General features: G+C 64.8%; 21 protein-coding genes. 6 read left to right on the forward strand and 15 right to left on the reverse strand.

From position 1 onward, the window contains the following. Positions 1-214 precede the first annotated feature (214 nt). Both ACOQPP_RS12675 and ACOQPP_RS12680 read right to left on the reverse strand, forming a co-directional pair. A protein-coding gene (locus ACOQPP_RS12675) for an IS3 family transposase (protein WP_420636121.1) occupies positions 215-1,371 on the reverse strand; the annotation gives its coding sequence in 2 pieces (ribosomal slippage) (positions 215-1,122 and positions 1,122-1,371; 1,158 coding nt in all). 409 nt (positions 1,372-1,780) lie between these two features. Next, positions 1,781-2,956: a toxin-antitoxin system YwqK family antitoxin gene (locus ACOQPP_RS12680; RefSeq protein WP_420636680.1), complete on the reverse strand. Its 1,176-nt coding sequence runs from the start codon at positions 2,954-2,956 to the stop codon at positions 1,781-1,783. 308 nt (positions 2,957-3,264) lie between these two features. Here ACOQPP_RS12680 and ACOQPP_RS12685 point away from each other — a divergent pair, with 308 nt between their 5' ends. Then, on the forward strand, positions 3,265-4,422 hold the full coding sequence (locus ACOQPP_RS12685) for a helix-turn-helix transcriptional regulator (protein ID WP_420636681.1): 1,158 nt from the start codon (positions 3,265-3,267) through the stop codon (positions 4,420-4,422). A gap of 127 nt (positions 4,423-4,549) precedes the next feature. Here ACOQPP_RS12685 and ACOQPP_RS12690 read toward each other — a convergent pair whose 3' ends face one another. From ACOQPP_RS12690 to ACOQPP_RS12710, 5 genes are all read right to left on the reverse strand, one after another. Next, positions 4,550-5,311, reverse strand: a complete 762-nt coding sequence (locus tag ACOQPP_RS12690; protein ID WP_420636682.1) for a hypothetical protein — start codon at positions 5,309-5,311, stop codon at positions 4,550-4,552. A 147-nt stretch (positions 5,312-5,458) separates the two neighbouring features. Next, entirely contained in the window at positions 5,459-5,686 is a 228-nt protein-coding gene (locus ACOQPP_RS12695; RefSeq protein WP_420636683.1) for a DUF2188 domain-containing protein, read from the reverse strand. 165 nt (positions 5,687-5,851) lie between these two features. Beyond that, positions 5,852-6,583 (reverse strand): endonuclease, encoded by a 732-nt coding sequence (locus ACOQPP_RS12700; protein ID WP_420636684.1) that lies wholly within the window; start codon positions 6,581-6,583, stop codon positions 5,852-5,854. Positions 6,584-6,605: 22 nt separating this feature from the next. After that, entirely contained in the window at positions 6,606-7,937 is a 1,332-nt protein-coding gene (locus ACOQPP_RS12705) for a DNA cytosine methyltransferase (protein WP_420636685.1), read from the reverse strand. Further along, positions 7,934-8,416, reverse strand: coding sequence for a very short patch repair endonuclease (locus ACOQPP_RS12710; protein ID WP_420636686.1), 483 nt, complete (start codon positions 8,414-8,416; stop codon positions 7,934-7,936). The genes ACOQPP_RS12705 and ACOQPP_RS12710 overlap by 4 nt, the downstream gene beginning before the upstream one ends. Before the next feature lie 366 nt (positions 8,417-8,782). On the opposite strand from ACOQPP_RS12710, the gene ACOQPP_RS12715 reads away from it, so the two are divergent. After that, positions 8,783-9,358: an arginase family protein gene (locus ACOQPP_RS12715; RefSeq protein ID WP_420636687.1), complete on the forward strand. Its 576-nt coding sequence runs from the start codon at positions 8,783-8,785 to the stop codon at positions 9,356-9,358. Positions 9,359-9,392: 34 nt separating this feature from the next. Here ACOQPP_RS12715 and ACOQPP_RS12720 read toward each other — a convergent pair whose 3' ends face one another. From ACOQPP_RS12720 to ACOQPP_RS12740, 5 genes are all read right to left on the reverse strand, one after another. After that, positions 9,393-10,259, reverse strand: coding sequence for a DNA adenine methylase (locus ACOQPP_RS12720; RefSeq protein WP_419166135.1), 867 nt, complete (start codon positions 10,257-10,259; stop codon positions 9,393-9,395). Continuing rightward, positions 10,246-11,169 carry a hypothetical protein gene (locus ACOQPP_RS12725; protein ID WP_420636688.1) on the reverse strand — a complete coding sequence of 308 codons (924 nt, stop codon included), beginning with the start codon at positions 11,167-11,169 and terminating at the stop codon, positions 10,246-10,248. Before ACOQPP_RS12725 ends, ACOQPP_RS12720 begins: the two co-directional genes overlap by 14 nt. 14 nt (positions 11,170-11,183) lie before the next feature. Continuing rightward, positions 11,184-12,254, reverse strand: coding sequence for a hypothetical protein (locus tag ACOQPP_RS12730; protein WP_420636689.1), 1,071 nt, complete (start codon positions 12,252-12,254; stop codon positions 11,184-11,186). Positions 12,255-12,514: 260 nt separating this feature from the next. Next, positions 12,515-13,564 (reverse strand): 3-oxoacyl-ACP synthase III family protein, encoded by a 1,050-nt coding sequence (locus tag ACOQPP_RS12735; RefSeq protein WP_420636690.1) that lies wholly within the window; start codon positions 13,562-13,564, stop codon positions 12,515-12,517. A gap of 22 nt (positions 13,565-13,586) precedes the next feature. Further along, positions 13,587-13,874, reverse strand: a complete 288-nt coding sequence (locus tag ACOQPP_RS12740) for a HigA family addiction module antitoxin (protein ID WP_419166127.1) — start codon at positions 13,872-13,874, stop codon at positions 13,587-13,589. A gap of 396 nt (positions 13,875-14,270) precedes the next feature. Here ACOQPP_RS12740 and ACOQPP_RS12745 point away from each other — a divergent pair, with 396 nt between their 5' ends. Next, on the forward strand, positions 14,271-14,483 hold the full coding sequence (locus ACOQPP_RS12745) for a type II toxin-antitoxin system HicB family antitoxin (protein ID WP_419166126.1): 213 nt from the start codon (positions 14,271-14,273) through the stop codon (positions 14,481-14,483). Between the two features lie 323 nt (positions 14,484-14,806). Then, on the forward strand, positions 14,807-15,994 hold the full coding sequence (locus ACOQPP_RS12750; RefSeq protein ID WP_420636691.1) for a DUF6624 domain-containing protein: 1,188 nt from the start codon (positions 14,807-14,809) through the stop codon (positions 15,992-15,994). A gap of 10 nt (positions 15,995-16,004) precedes the next feature. Here the strand turns inward: ACOQPP_RS12750 and erm are convergent, their stop codons facing one another. Beyond that, complete coding sequence (gene erm, locus ACOQPP_RS12755) at positions 16,005-16,796, reverse strand: 23S ribosomal RNA methyltransferase Erm (protein WP_420636692.1); 792 nt, start codon at positions 16,794-16,796, stop codon at positions 16,005-16,007. A 252-nt stretch (positions 16,797-17,048) separates the two neighbouring features. Then, positions 17,049-17,282, reverse strand: coding sequence for a FitA-like ribbon-helix-helix domain-containing protein (locus tag ACOQPP_RS12760; protein WP_420636693.1), 234 nt, complete (start codon positions 17,280-17,282; stop codon positions 17,049-17,051). A 95-nt stretch (positions 17,283-17,377) separates the two neighbouring features. On the opposite strand from ACOQPP_RS12760, the gene ACOQPP_RS12765 reads away from it, so the two are divergent. Together ACOQPP_RS12765 and ACOQPP_RS12770 are read left to right on the forward strand one after the other, a co-directional pair. Then, positions 17,378-17,656: a type II toxin-antitoxin system RelE/ParE family toxin gene (locus tag ACOQPP_RS12765; protein WP_419166120.1), complete on the forward strand. Its 279-nt coding sequence runs from the start codon at positions 17,378-17,380 to the stop codon at positions 17,654-17,656. Positions 17,657-17,668: 12 nt separating this feature from the next. Continuing rightward, complete coding sequence (locus tag ACOQPP_RS12770) at positions 17,669-17,959, forward strand: HigA family addiction module antitoxin (protein WP_419166119.1); 291 nt, start codon at positions 17,669-17,671, stop codon at positions 17,957-17,959. A gap of 107 nt (positions 17,960-18,066) precedes the next feature. Here ACOQPP_RS12770 and ACOQPP_RS12775 read toward each other — a convergent pair whose 3' ends face one another. Further along, positions 18,067-18,603 carry a hypothetical protein gene (locus tag ACOQPP_RS12775; protein ID WP_419166118.1) on the reverse strand — a complete coding sequence of 179 codons (537 nt, stop codon included), beginning with the start codon at positions 18,601-18,603 and terminating at the stop codon, positions 18,067-18,069. Positions 18,604-18,978: the final 375 nt, after the last annotated feature.

Below are 18,978 nucleotides of genomic sequence, written 5' to 3' on the forward strand. Positions count from 1 at the left end.
CCACCTTAACTTTGCCCTCGGACTGTCCAACGAAGTAAGACCACCTCAATCTTCTCCTTCTACAGGTCGTTCTTCAATAGGTTCGTGGGCTTACCCCGTTTCAGTGGACAGGTGAAAGTGGTGGTTTCCTCCTTTCTCGCCACCTCGCGGGAGAGAAGAGCGGTCGCCGCGCCGAAGGCGTGGCGGACCGTGGGAGAGGGACGCGGCCCGGGGGTCACGCCGCCTCCCCTTTCTCGCGCGCCTCGAAGCTGGCGGGCGACTCGTAGCCGAGGCTCGAGTGCCGCCGGCGCGGATTGTACCAGCCCTCGATGAACCGGAACACCTCCCGGCGGGCCTCGCCGGGCGTCCGGAACGAGCGCCGCCAGATGAGTTCACACTCCAGCGTGGCGAAGAACGACTCGCACATGGCGTTGTCGTAGGCGTCGCCCACCGAGCCCATCGAGGGCCTGACCCCGGCCCTCCGGCAGCGGCCGCCGAAGGCGTGGGACGTGTACTGGCCGCCTTGGTCGCTGTGGTGGATCACCTCCTCGGGGCGCCGCCGCGCCAGCGCCATGTCGAAGGCGTCCAGCACCAGGGACGTCCTCAGGTGCGTCGCCATCGACCAGCCCACGATGCGGCGGCTCCAGGCGTCGAGCACGACGGCCAGATAGAGGAAGCCCGCCCAGGTGGGCACGTACGTGATGTCGGCCACCCAGAGTTCGTCCGGTCCGGAGGCCGAGAAGTCTCGGTCCACGAGATCCGGCGCGGGCCTGGACTTCGCGGCCCGCTTCGTCGTACTGCCCTTGCGGCGCCGGCTCACGCCCTCGACCCCGGCCGCCCGCATCAGCCGGGCGACCCGGTTCACGCCCGCCTCGCGGCCCCGGGCCCTCAGCTCGGCGTGGATCCGCGGCGCCCCGTACGTTCCGTCGCTCATGGCGTGAATCTCAAGGATCTCCCCGGTGAGCGCCGCGTTCGCACGCGCCCGCTCCGACGGCTCCCGCGTCCGCCACGCGTAGTACCCGCTCGGGGAGAGTCCCAGCAGGCGGCACATCACGCGCACCGGATAGGCGGCCTGGTGATCGCTCACGAACCGGAACCCCCTCGGGGGATCGATCCGCTCTCCTTGGCGAACCAGGCCGTGGCTTTTGCCAATATGTCGCGCTCGATCTTCACACGGCGCAGTTCGCGCTTCAGTTCCCGGACTTCCTTGCGCTCAGCCGTCGTCAGACCGTTGGTGCGACGCCCCTCGTCCAGATCGGCCTGTTCCACCCAGCGCCGGATCGCCGTCGCCGAGGGCTCGAACTCGCGAGCCAACTGGTCCGCGCTCTGCCCCGCACGGACCAGATCCACCATCCGCGCCTTGTACTCCGGCGCGTATCTCCGTCCCGACATGCGACACCTCCTCGTTGTGACCAACGCTCAAAGGTGTCCACCAACTCGGGGTAACTCCATCGATGAGCGTTTCGGCGGCGGATTGCGGACGCGGCTAAGGCCGAGGGAGGGAATGATCGCCCACGAAAGATTGGTTGGTCACCGAGGTGTCTTCATGGACGTCTCCTGAGAGCGGGAGTGGAACGGACGGGGGCGACCGCGCGACAGAAATCGGCGGCAAGCCCAGCAGCTTGGCTGATCCGTGCGGGGGCTGCGAACGCGAAGGGGGAAGATCCCCGAGGGCTGCGGGACCAAGCGACGAGGCGAGACCGGGTCACGGCCAGCAACCCGTTCCGGCCGAGCGAGCCCTTGGGAAGGGCGGTTCGAGGATCCCGGTGAAGACGTTGACGAGCGAGTCGGCGGGCCGCCCTCACGGCCTGGGCCTTGGTTTGCTCTGGAGGGCTGAGCATCGGGCTCTTATGGTCGGCGCATCCGGGTCGCGGGGACCGATCGTCTCGACAACACTCTCCTCACCGTCAATGTACGAGGTGACCCATGCGATGACGTCGCCGGGGTCACGCGCGCACTCGATTGCTCTCCCATTCCGCTCGTCGTTCACGTACGGAGATTCCTTGACGTTTCCGTTCGAAAACCACGATGTCCAGATGCCCGTCAACTGACCGCTAACGAAGAGACCTTGAGGCACATCCCCGTCCGCGTAGTGGACGACCCAAGTTCCGTGTTGCTTGCCGTCAAGGAAGGACCCGTCCCCGGTCTGCAATCCACCGTCGTAGCGCCAATGAGTCGTTCCTGTGCCTTGAGCGTAGCCATCGGAACACTCGCCAATCCATGTGACCGTGGCACCCGCGTGGAGACTCGGGTTCCAGAGATGGCACCCGGGCTGGTTGCTCACTTCCATCCAGCACGTAGAACCCACGGGTTGGCCTGTGCACGTCTCGAGGCCAACCAAGGGAGGCGCGGGGGTACTCGGCGCTCCGCCAGCCGGCGAGTCAGGCTGCTCGAGCCGCTCATTGCCCGGCTGGGAGCGGGCGGCCGCGCCACCGGCGGCCGCCGGATTCTCGGCTCCAACGGCGGGCGCAGCGGCCGCAAAGTTGTAGTCGACGCTCCAGGTGTCGAAGCGTGGCTGATGCTCGCGGAACACGAGCAGGTACACGGTCCTCGCCAGCGTTTCGCCCGGCGCGGTCGGGTCGCCGCTGCCGCTACGCTGTATGGTGCCGTACCAGTCCCCCCAATCGATGTGGCCGGGGATTTGCCCGGCCTCGGGCGAGGTCCAGTTCGTGCACGGCGGGCTCTCGGCCGCGATCCCGTATCTCGCAATCAGATGATCCAACGGCTTGCCGGACCCGTTGTAGACGGAGAGATCCAGTTGCCACACATCGACGGGTTGGCCGTGGTTCGCCTTCCTGCGCTCGTACTCGGTTGCGGTCTCCACGTGCTCCAGGACGTTGCACGTCCCGGCCCCGTACTGCAGGACGCGCGCGCTGCCGCGCAACTCGATTCCCTCCATCTCGAAGAGACGCTGTGCGTGTGCCGGCTCCGCCATCAGCGAGAACAGCGCCACCGTAGTGATCCACGCCCGGTTCACACGAACTATGTCACCTCCGAGGCAAGGCACTGTCGTCTGCCCACGCCGAGTACGAACTCCCGTATCGATCACGGTCTTAAGGCTCAGCGAGACGCCGAAGGCCCGCAATTGCTCAAATGGGGTAATTCCGACCTACGGATGCGGCCTTGACGGCAGCCGGCGGCGGAGCGGAAGTCCGCCCGGTCATACCTTCGCCTGCTGACTACCTTATTTGGGGTAGAACGCTGGCGCTTGCCTGCTTGGTGTTATCACATGGATGAGGCCACGATCTCTTGGGCAGGCACACCAAAGCTGGCAGCAGGAACAACATGACCCCGCAGGACAGGTTCGAGCGGACGTTGGCGTTGCTGTACAGCGCGGCACTGGCCGATGCCAAGTGGGTCTCGGCGGCCGCCGCCGTCGACGACCTGACCCGGACGAGCGGCCACAGCCTGGGTTACGGCGATCCGCGTCGGAAGGGCGAACCCGAGGTCTTCCTGGCACGATGCTTCTCCGGCCGGCAGCGTCGGAAGGACTGGGAGGACCTGTATTTCGACCGCTATTGGGGACGGGATGAGGCGATGCCGCGTCTCCGCACGCTTCCTCCAGGCGAGCTGGCCCACCAGGCGGATTTCTACACCGACGAAGAGAAGAAGACCTCGCCCGCATACAACGACTTTCGGCGCGTCACCAGGTCGCAGGACGGCCTCTTCATGTTGCTCGATGGACTGGACGGATGCGGGATCCTATGGTCCGTTTCCGATTCCGCTCAACCCGGAGGCTGGGGATACGATCAGATCCGGGACATCAGACGTCTCGCGCCCCACATACGCCACTTCGTGCGCGTCCGGCGCCTGATGGCCGACGCCGAGGCGCTGGGTGCGTCGCTTGCCGAACTGCTCGAGAACAGGCAGTCGGGGATCATTCAACTGGACCGTCGCGGACGGATCCTGGAGGCGAACGACCAGGCCCGGGCTCTCCTGCTGAGAGGCGATGGGCTCCGCGACAAGAAGGGTTCGCTGACCGCCGAGGTACCGGCGGAAGACGTTGAGCTACAGCGTCTGCTGGCGGCCGTCCTGCCCCTGTACGGCACACAGGGCGCCGGAGGCTCGATGAAGATCACGCGCCCGGGGGCTGGAACGCCGCTCGTCCTCAAGATTCATCCCGTGGGCGGAATGCGCACGGATTATCGGGCCTGGAAGGTCGGCGCGCTGGTGCTGATCGTCGACCCGGCGAGCCGATCCCGCATAGATCCGGCGTTAGCGGCTGCGGCGCTGGGCCTGACGCCCGCGGAGAGCCGCGTGGCGGTGGCGCTGGCCGCCGGCCGGACGGTGGCCGAGATTTCGCGGGCGCTGGGCGTGGCGGAGGGTACGGTACGGGTGCACTTGAAGCACAGCTATCGCAAGCTGGGGATCACGGGGCAGACCGAACTGGCGCGGAGGATCCTTTCCCTGGGGGCGATAGGAGGATCCTCCCGCTCACCCTGATTCCGACCGGCCGGCCCGCCGCGGCCCGGGGTGCATTCGGCGACGCCACGTAGGCGATCCGTCCCATTGATGTCGCTTTCCGGCTATTTCAGTACAGCGGAACCATACCTAAGGGTGAAGGGACGGATCACGAACCAGTTAGAACTGCATTCCTCCGCTCGTCCACCTGCTCTCGTGGCCGCTTCGGCCCTACAGTCCCCCGCAGAGCCGTTATCCGCTCACTCAGCTCGTCCAGGAACTCCGACAGCGTCAGTTCGAGCGCACGCGCAAACTTGTCCGCCGCCTCGACGGTGAGACGGACTTCCTCTCTTTCCAACCGCCGGACATGCCTCTCCGACAGCCCCGGGATCTCCGTCTGCTTCAGTTGCCGGTCATGCCTCATGTCAAGGAGGGCCCGCGACACGTTCTCCATCTCATACCGGCGGATTTCCACATCGGCCAGATGCATGGGATCCACGGCCTGCAACATCTGAGACGGACCCATGTGCACATCCCGGTCGGGCCAATGCAGGTAGGAACCGGATGAATCGATCACGAACCGGCCGACCGCGGTCGGCTCAAACCGTCTGACTTGGGGAAGCCTTCCGACCGGGAACTCCCATACGCTCATGTCCCCAAGGACCACCACCAGGGAGTCTCTGAGCACATATGCGTCGAGGATGCCCTCCCACGGGGCCGGTCGCTGGAGCGCGATGACCAGACGCTTCACAACGGAAGGGTCCCGGCACACTTGCAGCCGCCGGTCCGGCTTGTGGAGTCGAAGCCTCGAGGCGAGACGAAGGACCGCCTGCTCCGGCACGTCCAGCACCACCAGGTAGCGTGTGTCCGTATCCACCCAGTTCGGTAGCCTGAGCCGGTCCCGGCCCATCAGCTCACTCGCCAGAGCCACGACCAGGCTCGGAGACGGCCCAGCCTGAGCGGCGGCAGACAGCTGTCTCGCCAAAGCGCGACACCCGGCGTCCGGCAAGTAATCCTTCACCGTCCCGCAGAAAGCGATGTGGCCGAACGGCCTCGCCTCACTCATCCGCTGACAGCCTCATCCCGGGGGCGGGTAGGGGTCCCGGTCATATGTGTTCTTCTCCCGAATCCTCCCATCGCGTCCATGGATCAACAGCTCGGACCGTTGATTCCTTGCGATCTCGCGCCCCCGCTCGATCGCTTCCCGTTGCGTGTCGAACACCTTCGTTGCTCTCGGGCTGCCCGCGGGCCTGACTGCCCATCCATCCTTCGTAGGGACAACGTGCTGGTTACGCTTCCTCGTCATGGTCTGCACCTCCTCCACCTGCGACTACCGGACAGGATCGTATTGTAATTTGTCCATCATGTCCGGTCAAAGTGTCGCTGCAGTCTCGCGATGCCGATCCAGGCTGACGGCTTTGCCCCAGGCGCAGTCAACATCCGGGCGCTTCGTCCGTGTGGATGGCGTGGTTCAGACTCTGGATGACCTGACCGCCCGCGAATACGTCGAGAGCGACCCGCTCGATCTGGACCCCCTGTCGACGCGGCGACGGTAGGCACGAATCGGCTTAATGCCCGCCCCACTGCCTTCCATGTGGCCCGTACACGCATTCTGTGAGGAGCGGCGAGCCGAGACCGAAGGCACTTGGTTTTGGTTACGGGCGATAGCTTCTTCGCCCTTCGCTTGAACGGGGATCACGTAATGGCAGCCGAGCTTGTCGATGCCGATGTAGAGTTCGTCGATTTCGATCTGTCCCAGGTCCTTGACCGTCGTCCGAAGGTGGTTCTGCAGGCTATAGGCTGTAAGGCCGAGAAACGTGTCGATCAGGCGGTTGTAGCGGACCATCGCGAGCAGCGCCTGCTCGTCATCGAGCTGGTACGCCCGGATCAGCTCCGGCGTTGCATCCGGTATGTCGATGACGACGAGATCTTCCCGCGGCAGGATACGGCTCGACATCGTAACCAGCTTGAACCTGTACCGGCCCTTCCCGGCCCCTTCGATGATCCATTCGTGCCCTTCGGGCTGCGTTTCGAGAATGCTGTCGGGCAAGGGGTTTCGGTAACGAAAGGAATACGCGATGTCGCCAAGATTCTTGACGCGAGCGACGCCGAGAGCGGCAACTGCGTCTTCAAGCTCTTCCCGCTGGAACTCGAACTCGGTCAGTCCCTGCGCGTAGTGACCGAAAAACACCTTCTCGATCACGGCCTGGTACCTGTTCAACGTCTCAGACACGCGCCGCTTGCCTGCCCAGCCGCTCGCGTTCGATGTCGATCTGCTTGCGCTTCCTCGCACCGCTCTTCCTGTCGCGGCGGCTCGGAGGCGGTTCGACTCCGAAGTACCTGGCGGCACTCGAGAGATCGAACGACAGAAGCGCGGGATCTCCGAGGGAGGTCGCGGCTTTCGGTCGAACCGGAGTCGCGCCGAGCGCTCGGATGACCTCGCCGGCGATCGCCCTCGCAAGCGGGGGCGGGACCGAGTTCCCGATCTGCCGGCCGCCGTGCCATTTGGTGGCATTGAATCGGAACCAGTCCGGGAACCCGTGTAACCGGGCCATCTCCCGCACGGTTACGCAGCGATCATGGAGGTAGTGGATAGGACGAGGGCTGGTGAAAGCCCCGCGTGCTCCATCGGTACCCGCGCGCAGTGTATTGGAGACCCCGAACTCCGACAGCCTGAAAAACCTGCTGATGGGCTCCACGGTACCGGGCGCCGTCTCGCGGAAACGCCGCCGCGAGATCTCCGTATGCCCGGTACGAGCGCTCGACGTAAGAACCGAAGGATCCCACTCGCGCACATAGCCGAAATGCCAGGCGTCGTCGGACAGGCACCGCAACTGAGCCGCATACTCCGACGGCTCGCCGTAAACGGCGGCGTCCGTCGCATCCGAACGCGTCAGATCCTCGATCCCGTCAACGTCCGGGAGGTCTCGCAGCGCGTCCGAGCAGGTCGGCCCCTCCGGCAAGCCCACGATGCGCTGCTGCGGGCTGGGGATCTCGGTTGTGGGCTCCGGATAATCGGCCAAGGCATCGCCCTCTCGGGCACCGAGCAGGATCAGGCGTTCGCGACTCTGAGGCGTGCCGAAGTGTCCGGCATTGAGAACGCGCCAAGGTTCGCGCACGACGTATCCGATCCGAGAGAATTCCTCGATCAGCTCGTCGAGAAACTCGCGGTGCCGGCCGATCGTCAATCCCTTGACGTTCTCGAAAACGAAGGTTCGGGGTTCGATCTCCGCGATGATGCGAACGAAGTCGCGCACGAGCCCGTTGCGAGGATCGTCGAGGGCACGCTGACCGATGAGGGAGAACCCCTGGCAGGGGGCGCCGCCGAACACGCAGTCGACCCGGCGCCCGGCGATACCGGCGGACTCCAGGATATCGGCGCCGGACAGGGTCTCGATCGGATGGGGGATGGTGGCCGTGCGAGGGAAGTTGAATTCGTGGACGGCGCAGTGGACCGGATCGACCTCGATGGCCGCCGCCACGTCGAAACCGGCCTGCTCGAAGCCAAGGCTCAGCCCACCGGCCCCCGCAAAGAGGTCGATCCCGATGGGTCTCACGGCTCTGAAACTCTTGCGTCGGCGGCGCCCGATGCGGGGCTGACGTGACCCGCGGTGGATGCCAGGCGAGCCGGTCGGCCGCCGAGAAAGCCGTGTAGGCGTCGGGCCAATACCCCGAGATCGGCCGTCTCGCATTGCCATATCACCAGCACACCCCACCCCATCGAACGCAACTCCTCCTCTTTTCGCCTATCTCGTTCCTTGTTTCCGTTGAGCTTCGGCTCCCAGTAGTCGAGGCGCGACTTCGGCAGACGCCCCTTCGGGCAGCCGTGGCCGTGCCAGAAGCACCCGTGAACGAAGATCGCCTTCCGCCGGGACAGAAAAGCGACATCGGGCTTTCCCGGCAGATCCTTCCGATGGAGCCGATACCTGTAGCCCAGGCTGTGAAGTAGCCGACGGACGACCATCTCGGGCCCCGTGTCGCGGCTTTTGACGGCCTGCATGATCCGCCGACGCTGTTCCTCGGTGCGCGTGTCCATCGCTTGTCCCATCGGCCACGGATCCAGCCCGGAAGTACGATAACTCCGAGGCCGTGGAGACACACCTGCCGATTATCGGCCCGGACCATCATCGCCCTCTCAACCGGTGTCCTCAGGCAAGGCGGTAGCGCTCAACCGCTCCGCTGAAAGAGCTCGTCGAAGGCCTCCGATGGATAGCATGGCAACTCCACAAGTTGCGTTATGGGTGGGGCCTGACGACACTTCATGTGTACGTCTCAGGTCGTCCTCTACTGCACAGAACCTTCGGGCGCAGCAAGACGCTGAGATAGGAGCCCCGGGGCCTTTTCGTCCTCGGGGCTCTTGGGTTAAGAGGGTCCCGGACCCGTACACTAGACCCTACCACGGGTGACCACCGAGACTCCGGTCGACATGGGGGTGGGGTTCCGCGGGGCGGGCGAGGGGCCGACCGCGCTCCGCGCCATGCGGCGCAGCGTGGGCAGCATGGAGACGATGGTGCAGTGGCGAAGCGAACTCACGGCGGTCGATTTCGGCAACGCGCCCATCGACAACCTGAGCGTGGAGCGCATCATGCCGCCGATCCGCCGCATGGTGCGCGAGATCGCGGAGACCGGCGCCATCCCCGTGATCATCGGGGGAGACCACTCGATCGAGTTCGCCAACGTGGCGGGACTCGCGGATGTGTACGGCAAGGAGAACGTCGGCGTCATCCATTTCGACGCGCACTACGATGCGGGGGACGCCCGGCACGGCCACCCGATATCGCACGCCCAGCCGGTGCGCCGGCTCGTCGATGACGGCCACATCTTCGGCAGGAACTTCATCCAGGTGGGGTTGCGGGGCAGCAGGCCCTCGGCCTCCGTCGACTACATGCGCATGGCTCGAGATGTACTCCGGCTGAAGTACGGCCTGGGCCGGAGCCACCGTGAGATCGCCGGCATGCTGTTTCGGGAAGGAGCGTGAAGGAATTGGGCGCGGGAACGCGTCGGCCGGAAGCCTAAGCCGAATGCCAGCGAATCGACGCCGAGCCCGTCTCCGTGGGTAGGATCATCCAACGTGGAGCGATCAAGAGTTCCCCTCCGCGCCGACGGCTGGAGGCCGAGTAGCGGAGAGAATACGACCTGACCGTCGCCCACTCCTCGTAGAGCGCTCGCACCTCCGGGCAGTCATCGTACGTCAGGACCCACGGGCTGTCACTTGTCCCCCGAAGGACCTCGGCGAGCGCCGCGTGATACGGCGGATCGAGGGCATTCAGGTACAACGTCGGCCCCTTCCCGAAGTACGGCGGATCGATGAAGAAGAACACGCCGTCGCTCGCGAGTCTCTGAACGAAGTCGATCCCGTCCTGCGCGGACAAACGGATCCGCGCGCCGTGCCGGGCGACTCGTTGGCACCGCTCCACGAGCCCCTTCCGGTTGAACCGGGCATCGAGACGCCATTTCCCGGTTTGCTTGATTCCGCCGATCAGACCCCCGTTGCGGATGATTCCGGAGCGATTGCAGCGGTTCAGATAGAACGCGGCGAACGCCCGTTCCAGCCGTGACGCCGACCCCGGATCGCGATAGATCGCACGCTGACGGTGCCACTCGTCCACGGTGAGCGGTACCGTGTGGATCATCTCGGAGAACTGGTCGGTCTGCTCCAGAACCGCCCACCAGATGTCCGAAACAGCCTCATCGATATCGTTGATGTGGATTGCGGGCGCCTCCTCGCGGAACAACAGAGTCAGCGCGGCCCCGGCTCCACCCGCGTACGGCTCCGCGAAATCTCGGTCTCGCAATCGATTGGCGACCCGCACGCGATTGAAGAGCCCCGCCATCGCCGACTTCCCGCCCGGATAACGGAGAGGGCTAGCAGTCCCCATGGAGCCCCAACCTCAGGGAGGTTTCGATCCAGTCTTGTAGACGCCGTTCAAGCTGATCATCCAACGTTCGCGAACACAGTGAGGAGATGCGGCAACGGTCGAGCAGGAGTTGATCGACCCCCGCATCCTCCGCGTCCTTTTTCGACAAAGCTCTTGGCACGAAGAAAGCCGGAATCGGATCCACGGCGATCGTTCCGGCGATATTCCTCTTGCACCAGCTCTTGGGCCGCAGTTCGTGCGCCTTCTTCTTCCATCGCCGACCGACCGCGCACTGGCCAAACAGTATCAGCTTCGAGGGTCTCCGATCGGGGAAATCCCTCCACGCCACAACGTCGAGATCATCATCCTTGGACTGATTCAAGCCCTCCCGATCACCGCAAGCTTTTCCCTCGCGCAGAAGGGCGACCAGGTGCGTGACGGCGTCACGGAAACCCGCCGGGAGGTCCTGCCGGGGCGATCCGAATATTACGACCGTCCTGCTGTCACCGAGATACCGGCCGGCCGCCGCCGCACTCAATTCCTCGAACAGCTTGTAGACGGTGGTTCCATCCTCGTGGTTGTCCGTGATGCCGACGGACACGAGGAGTTGGAACAGATATGCGGCGGAAGGCCCGTCACGAAGCTGAAGCCCCTGCTGCGCGATTTCAAAAGGATATGCGTCACCCGGCCCGCAAGCCCGATCCCGGTGAGAGAGAACTTCCACCCACTCGTCGAGAAGCATCTCGAAGGGCTCGATGTCTCGCCACCCCGCCTCCGGCACTTCCTCACCAGGCTCCGCGTAGGTCGCGACCGCTTCATCCTCGGAAGTGGTGAGCCGGAGTTGCCGGATCACGTCGGCCCACGCCAGGTAGCCGGCAGAGGCGGCCGCGCAGACCCACTCCAGACGGTCGGCGTTGTCCTCGACCGCCAAGCTTGAGTCTACGTTCAAGGCTCGCCGGGCGTCATGAGGGCCTTGAGTGACTTCGCTTGTCGAAGGAGGCTATCTCCTGTCTCGACCAGGTCCTCCTCGCCCGTGAACCCGGTCGAAACGAACCGCATGGCTTCCCGGGCGCTTGTCTCGGCCCGCGTGAGCGCGGTACGGAACAGGTGGGCGTCGCCTAGCGAAGCGTCCAGCGCCACGGAAAGCGAGCTTCCGCTCTCCAGCAAGTCCACGCCTTTCCGAACCTCAAGGGCGCGCGCAAGGTGACGAAGGTCCGGGTTCTGGCGACGAACCCTTGCCTCGATGTTCTGAGACTGGCTCCCGAAGAGCCATGCCATGAGGTGCTGCAATCTCCGCAGTCGATCGGGGGGTACGGGGTTCTCGCGCTCAAGCGCCGTGGGGTCAACTCCCAGGTAATCTCGGATGGAGACGTAGCCCAACGCGGTCCAAAGGTGGGAAAACGGAAATCGTCTGTGCTGGGTGTCGGTCGTATCGAACTCGAACTCGTTCTGCGCCTGCCGAAGGACGACGTATCCTCGGTACAGGCGCGCCACGGTCTCGTGACGATCGCCGATCCTGGACGCGATTTCGGCGAGACTCAGACCGAAGTCACGCCGTACGCGGAACACATACTCTGCCTTGGCGATGGAGTCCCAAACCTGCGGTCCGTTAACATGTTTGAATCCGACGAAACTCCACAGTTCCCTCCTCGTCGCATGGATCACGGGGAGTCGTCGGATTGATTCGAGAACGTCCTCGGACGGCTTCTCGGCGAGGTGGATCCCAAGTTGCTCCCGAAGGCCGGGATCCGAGAGGATCTTGACGGCCGCGAGCCGCCGGTTGCCCTCGACTACAACCCAACGGTCCCGCTCCTCGGTCGCGAATAGTTCCTCATGATCCCAAAAACCGTTCGCGAGGATGGAATCCACCAACTCGTTGACCGACTTGTTGCGCCAGAGCCAGCGGAGGATGCCTTCCTGGTCGTCGACAGAAAACGGCTCGCCCGCGAGCCGCGGGTTTTCGGGATCGAGGTACAAGTCGGCCGGGGCGTGACGAACGACCTCCAAGGCGATCATCCTTTCCAGGAAGGGGGCCGTGACCCGAGATGGTGTGTTCAAGATGGACCCTGACATGCTGGTTGCAAAGGTATCGGCCCCGTCACCGGGAAGGACATCCTCGGAGCCTGAGCGGCTGTAACTCTACGGTCCGCCGCAATCTCAACCGTTCGTCATCAAGTTGGGTCCGAGTGTCGTCACGGCGCATTGGTCACGATCGTGAATTCGTAGACTTCTCCTGGCATCATGAGCTGGCCGGCAGGATTCTGTCCGCGGGCTGCCTAGAAGCGCAGCAGTGCCGCCGCCCAATGGAACCCGGCGCCAAATGCGGTAAGCAGGACCAGGTCACCGGGCTTGATCCGCCCCTGATCCCGGGCCTCCCACAAGGCCAGGGGCACGGACGCCGAGCCCGTGTTGCCATACTCGTGGACGTTGACGAAGACCCGTTCATCGGGGAGGTTCAGCCGTTTCTTGACCGCATCCAGGATCCGCAGGTTGGCCTGATGCGGCACGACGAGCGCTACGTCGTCGATGGAGACGCCGGCCTTCTCCAGCACCTGGTGGGACGCCGCGCTCATGCGGCTGACGGCCTCGCGGAATACCTCCCGTCCCCGCATGACGACATGTTTGTGGAGCCCTTGCTCCACCCGCTCGACGGTGGTGGGCAGGCGCGTGCCGCCCGCCTCCACCCCGAGAATGTCACTCTTGCTGCCGTCCGTTCCCGCCGTAGCGGCCACGATTTCGACCGCGCCCGGGTCCGGTCCGACGACCGCCGCGCCTGCCGCGTCGCCGAAGAGTACACAGGTGTTGCGGTCCTCCCAGTCCATGAGCCGGGTGAGGAGCTCCACGCCGATCACGAGCACCCGGCGGCCGTCCGCGAGGGCCCGGGAGCGGGCGATGTCCAGTGCCAGCACGAACCCCGCGCAGCCGCTGCCGCCCAGGTCGTAGCACGGGATGTGGCCGACGCCGAGACGAGTCTGGACGTACGCCGCCGTATCGGGGATGAAGACCTCGGGCGTGTCGGTCGCAACGATGATCTCGTCGATATCGGCAGGCTCGAAGGCGCCGTCGGCCAGAGCTGCCCGGGCGGCGGCCAGCGCCAGATCGGCCGTACTCTCTTCATCCCCTGCAATTCGGCGCGTGTGTATACCTGTGCGCGTCACGATCCATTCGTCCGAGGTGTCGACGTACTCCGTCCATTCGTCGTTCGTCATGACGCGCTCGGGCAGGTAGACGCCGAGGCCCAACAGGCCGATGGGGTGCGGGCTTCCGGTGCCTGGCTGGTCCACTTCGTCCTCGCCCTGGTGAGTGACCGCGCGGGTGTGGGGCATGCCTTCCGGTTCGGCGCCTTCTCTACACCACCGCATGCCGCGGCGTGACTTGCTCGGCGATCTCGCGACCCGCCTCGATCTCCGTCCGGCGAAGCTCCCAGGTCTTCTGAAGGTTCAACCAGAGTTGCGGCGTCGTCCCGAAGTATCTGGCCAACCGCAACGCCGTATCAGCGCTCACGCCGCGCTGGCCGTTAAGGATCATGGTTACCCGGTTGACCGGCACGCCGAGCGCCTTGGACAGCGCGTTGGCCGACAGCCCGAGTTCTTCGAGTTCCTCGCGCAGGATTTCGCCCGGGTGCACCGGCCTCATGCCGTTCCTCGCGTTCATGTCGCACGCCTCTCAATGAGAACCACGACCTCGACCTCGCATGGCCCGTCGTCGCTCCCACGGAAGCTAGTGCACCGATGCGCCATCGGCGCTTACGATCGCATCAGCCTCCGGAACCTGAACAATGCAAGCCACTGGTCGAAGGCGAGGCCGCTGGGTGGTCCGGAAGGATCGAACCTGAGGTCTGCCGAAGGCCTCGCCGATTTGCTCGGCGGCACTGCTTCACGTCGGTAAGCCGGAGCGGCCATGCTCGATCAGCGAAGCCTCGGGAAGATCCAGAGCCTGCGATTCCAACGGCTTGGGAGAGGTAGTCGGTGAGTCGCCACGAGCGGCTGGTGCAGACCATACTCTCAAATACAAGCTGGGAGCAGACGACTGATGCACAAGTACGAGATCATTCTCTACTGGAGCAACGAAGATCAGGTTTTCATCGCCGAGGCGCCTGAGTTGCCCGGGTGCATGGCGCACGGAGACGATCAGGAGACCGCGTTGGGTAACATCAAGGATGCCATGCAGTTCTGGATCGAGAGGGCACAGGAGTTGGGACGACCCGTGCCCGAGCCCAAGGGTGAGCGCCTAATGTTGGCTTGACCGGTCAGGCACCCACGCCACCGCCAGCTCCAACCACCCCAACCCGTCAAAGGCCAGCCCGACGACCTCGCCGCGGGTTATCTCCAGCTGCTGTAGGCCAGACGCGACCTTCGATGCCACCTGTGTCGCCTGTGCTTGGCGGCCTCGGCTCAATCCGGCACCGTGCCTCTGAGCCGTCAGAGCGCCGCCAAGTCCATTCGAGTAGTCTGACTCGCCCGTTCTGTCGGAACCGACCGCATGGGTGGGGTGGCCAGGACACTCGGAAGGAGGTCCAGGAGTGATCGCGGCCACGCTCTCGATCGTCGTCTGGTTCGTCCTGCCGCATGGCTCGCCGGCAGGCGGAGGAGCTTCTCGGATTCGTTCGGGATCGAGCACGGCGGAACATCGGTATATTCCCCCGCGCAGATGGGTGCCGATCCCAACCGCCCGCTGTGGAATCCTCGACCCGGGGGGGACACTTGGTGGTTCACCACGTTCGTCCAGCCGGCTTGAACGAGTCCCTTAGACGGGAGTTACTGGAGATGGCTCGGCTGGACGACGAGACACGAGCCGAACTGGCCGACACCGGCGAACTCTTCAAAGCGGGGTATGAGCCTCGGATGGCCCGCGTCCATGAACGAAACGCTCGACGCCTTCGGCGCATCATCCAGTCGGTTGGCTGGCCGGGGACAGACCTCGTAGGTCCGGACCGCGCCAAAGCCGCCTGGATCGTGTTGCAGCACGCAATTGCGGAGCCCGAACCGGTACGTCGAACACTGCCGCTCCTTGAGGCAGCCGTACGTGCGGGGGCCGCCGATCCTGCGCATGCAGCTTTTCTGGAGGACAGGATTCGGTTCTTCGAGGGACGACCCCAACGCTACGGAACCCAGCTCGATTGGGACGCTGACGGGAATCTCTCGCCGGGGGAAGCGGAAGAGCCGGAGCGGCTGGATGACCGCCGACTCGCCGCTGGCCTCCCTTCACTCAGCAAGCAGACGGAAGAAGCGCGCAATCGGGCGATGGCGGAGGGAGAGAGAGCGCCGGTCGATCACAAGGCCTATTTGAGTGCCCGCGATGAGTGGGCCAGGCGAGTCGGGTGGCGGAGACGGCTTCTCTCCGCGAAACTCCCGATTCGCGGATCGTGCAGGCCAACATCGAGAGGACGTAGCGTGCAAAACGTTCAGGGATTCGGCGGGTTCTTCTTTCGGGCAAAGGACCCGGCGGGACTTGCGAAATGGTATCAGGATCACCTCGGCATCAATCCTGCTCCGACGAACATGGAGATGGCGCCCTGGGTGACCGAGTCCGGGGTCACCGTTTTCTCACCCTTCGGTGCCGACACGGACTATTTCGCGGCGGACAAGGCTTTCATGCTGAATTTCCGCGTGGCCGACTTGGACGCGATGATCGCACAACTGAAGTCCGCGGATATCGAGGTCAGCCACGAAAGCGAGATGGAGGGCATCGGTCGCTTCGCCCGCATCCACGACCCCGAAGGAAACGCGATCGAGCTTTGGGAACCCGCGTCGTGAGATTCGGCGCTTACGATCGCGTCAGCCTCCGGAACCTGAACAAGGCGAGCCACTGGTCGAAGGTGAGGTCGCGGGGCGGTCCGGAAGGATCGAACCTGAGATCTCGACTGAGCCGGTGGATCTGCGTTCGCGTGAATTCGGGTCGCAAACACCGCCGGATCGAGCGGCCGCCGCGACCGAAGCAGCTCCGGATGAAGCGCCGGTAGTCCGCAGCCTGGAATCGGTCCACGAGCGGTCTCGTTCGACGGGCGAGCCAGAGCGCGACGGCGTCCACGCTCGGAGGGGGATCGAAGTCGGTACGGCGAAAGCGCCGCGCGATCTCGACCTGCCACCACGGCTTGAGCAGCAGCGAGGGCAGGGTCTCCCGGGAACAGGGACCGCCGGCAAACCGCTCGGCCGCCTCACGCTGGACCACGAGCCAGGCGTCCTGCGGCGGAGAATCGGCCTGGACAAGGCGCCGGACGATGGCGGCGGTCCGGTTGAACGGAATGTTCCCCAGGACCTTGTAGGGGACGTCGGGCAGCCGAAAACGCAGGAAGTCGGACCTGATGATCGTGACGCGGTCGTCACTCCGGAAGCGCGTGCGAAGCGCCTCGGACAGCGCGCCGTCGAACTCTACCGCGACGACCTCACGGCATCGACGCGCCAGTTCTCGAGTGAGAATGCCGCAGCCCGGCCCGATCTCGACGACCAGATCGCTTCGTTTGACGGGAGCCTGAGCGATCAGGCTAGCGGCAAGCGATCTGCTCCGGAGGAAGTGCTGCGAGAGGTCCGCACGCCTGGGTGTCCGATGCCTGGACACGACGAACCATCACGAACGTAGACATGGTATCTCCTGCGCTGCGCGAGCAAGATCGAAAGCCTTCGCATACTACGTAGGCATCAGGCGTCTCACCCGCAACCGACGCCGGCGCGACTGATCAGCGCACTCGCAGCCGAGTGGCGCGGCGAGAGCTCCCCGCTTATCACAACCCGCAGCCGATGCTCGAATCGCCCGAAAAACCGTCCGACGACCTCGGATGCGGTCGCATATCTGCGACGAACATGAGGCCGCTCAGGAAAGATCCGGAGGGCCGCGCGGGGGAAGTTCGAGTTCGACGCCGCCAAGAGACGCGAAGCACTCGCGGGTGAACGTCGCGAGGTTTCGCGGACCGGTGCGACGACCAGTGACGGCATCGCGCAGGATGATACGCGCTTCTTCCTCCATCGAACGGTGATGCTCGGCCGCGCGTACGCGAAGGCGCGTCTTTACGTCGTCGTCGAGATTGCGGATCGTGATGCTCGCCATTGGCCGTGCCTCTTCATGGTACGGAACGGGCGGAGAAGCTACCGAATGATTGACACGTTGCCGCTTGAGCGGTGATACGTTACACTTCCCATGCAATGATTCTTGGCTTTCGCCACCGCGGCCTCGAGCGTTTGTTCGAGAAGGGAGACCGGAGCCGGATTCCCCCGGACTTGATCGCCAAGGTCGAGCGGATCCTCGCTCGCCTGGACGTGGCGGCCAAGCCCGAGGACATGAACCTGCCGGGTCTTCGGCTCCACCCGCTGAAAGGCGACCGCGCGGGATATTGGGCGGTGAAGGTCTCCGCCAACTGGCGCGTGGTCTTCCGCTTCGACGGGCGCGATGTCAGGGACATGGACTTGACCGGCTACCATTAGGAGGCCCGCGACGTGCCGATGAAGAACCCGCCGCATCCGGGCCTGTCCGTGCGCCATGATTGTCTGGAGCCCCTGGGGCTCACCGTGACGGAGGCGGCGCGGAGGCTGGGGGTCAGCCGAAAGCAGCTTTCCGAACTCGTCAACGGCCACTCGGGCATCTCTCCCGAAATGGCGATCCGCCTGGACAAGGCGTTTGGAGGCGGGGCCGCGACCTGGTATCGCCTTCAGTCGGCCTACGAACTTGCGCAGGCCATGAAGAATGCCGGCCGGATCGACGTGGAGCGAATCTCGACTCCCGTTTGATGCTCGATTCGGACGCCTGCCGTCGATAGTCCCGGTTGACTTCAGACGATTTCTTGCCGTGGAACACAACCATGCGTACGACGCCTGATAGGCGTTAGGTCGGTGGTTCACCAACTCGACTCAGGCCCACGACCGTTCGGCGTCGTGCCTCTGAGCCGTCCCATCGCCGCAAGATCCATCCGAACCTGAAGCGGCACTGCATCCTCGGACATCATGTCACCGCGGAAGGCGCCTACATGCACATCCGTTGGTTCGCCGTCTACGAGCTGCGCAAACCCGATCGCGCTCGAACGGCCCGAGCCGCGCACCCCGGGGACCGTGGATTCGGGATTGATCCGGATGCCGAGTACGACGCCGTCGAAGGGGGCCAGAAGCCGCTCCCGCCAGCCGTGCCAATCCTCATTGCGAGTCCCGTCTCCCGTGTACAGCGGCAGCAGATTGCCGTTCGGTCCGCCGTCCGATCGCACGACGACGCAGTCTGCGGCGAGAGCGTCGGGCACGTGATCCTCCGCGCCGAGCGCGTGGTCGGAGCACTGGAACCGCGCCGCGCCGGGCGGATGGATGGTCACCGCCTCGATCATGTCCGCAGCGGGCTGCGCCTCAGCCGACGCAAGAAACAGCGCTTGGCTAAGCAGTAGGAGCATCGCCGCCGCAGGGACGGTGTGGAGTGTCTTCCGCCAAAAGTGGCGCGATAGCGGGCTATGGTGCCGGGATCGATGAACAGGTCCTCGAATATGATCGTGCCTCCCTGTGGGTGAAGACCCGACCATAGCAGACGAATGCGACGTCGGCACCGCGCCACCCCCTGACTCTACCTCGTCGCGCCTTATCAGGCGGGCGTCTCGCCACTCTCGGTGCGACGCGTGGCTTCGCTATGAACTGGCTCCTCGCTGTTGGGGGTGGATGAGGGGCGGTAGAGTGGCGGTGCCGGCGGCGTCGGCCGGCGGTGCCCTTGCCGGTCCGCGATGTGCCCGGTGGTCTCCGGGGGCCGGCCGGGGCGGTTGGGGGGACTCGGAGCG

The sequence above is a fragment of the Candidatus Palauibacter sp. genome (assembly GCF_965222475.1).
In the GTDB taxonomy this organism is placed as follows: domain Bacteria; phylum Gemmatimonadota; class Gemmatimonadetes; order Palauibacterales; family Palauibacteraceae; genus Palauibacter.

Excerpts from the sequence above, each read along its gene's own strand:
- ACOQPP_RS12685 (WP_420636681.1), top strand. The coding sequence starts at position 3,265 with ATGACCCCGCAGGACAGGTTCGAGCGGACGTTGGCGTTGCTGTACAGC.
- ACOQPP_RS12695 (WP_420636683.1), bottom strand. The coding sequence starts at position 5,686 with ATGACGAGGAAGCGTAACCAGCACGTTGTCCCTACGAAGGATGGATGG.
- ACOQPP_RS12710 (WP_420636686.1), bottom strand. The coding sequence starts at position 8,416 with ATGGACACGCGCACCGAGGAACAGCGTCGGCGGATCATGCAGGCCGTC.
- ACOQPP_RS12720 (WP_419166135.1), bottom strand. The coding sequence starts at position 10,259 with ATGGGGACTGCTAGCCCTCTCCGTTATCCGGGCGGGAAGTCGGCGATG.
- ACOQPP_RS12730 (WP_420636689.1), bottom strand. The coding sequence starts at position 12,254 with ATGATCGCCTTGGAGGTCGTTCGTCACGCCCCGGCCGACTTGTACCTC.
- ACOQPP_RS12735 (WP_420636690.1), bottom strand. The coding sequence starts at position 13,564 with ATGCCCCACACCCGCGCGGTCACTCACCAGGGCGAGGACGAAGTGGAC.
- ACOQPP_RS12740 (WP_419166127.1), bottom strand. The coding sequence starts at position 13,874 with ATGAGGCCGGTGCACCCGGGCGAAATCCTGCGCGAGGAACTCGAAGAA.
- ACOQPP_RS12745 (WP_419166126.1), top strand. The coding sequence starts at position 14,271 with ATGCACAAGTACGAGATCATTCTCTACTGGAGCAACGAAGATCAGGTT.
- ACOQPP_RS12750 (WP_420636691.1), top strand. The coding sequence starts at position 14,807 with ATGGCTCGCCGGCAGGCGGAGGAGCTTCTCGGATTCGTTCGGGATCGA.
- ACOQPP_RS12760 (WP_420636693.1), bottom strand. The coding sequence starts at position 17,282 with ATGGCGAGCATCACGATCCGCAATCTCGACGACGACGTAAAGACGCGC.
- ACOQPP_RS12765 (WP_419166120.1), top strand. The coding sequence starts at position 17,378 with ATGATTCTTGGCTTTCGCCACCGCGGCCTCGAGCGTTTGTTCGAGAAG.
- ACOQPP_RS12775 (WP_419166118.1), bottom strand. The coding sequence starts at position 18,603 with ATGCTCCTACTGCTTAGCCAAGCGCTGTTTCTTGCGTCGGCTGAGGCG.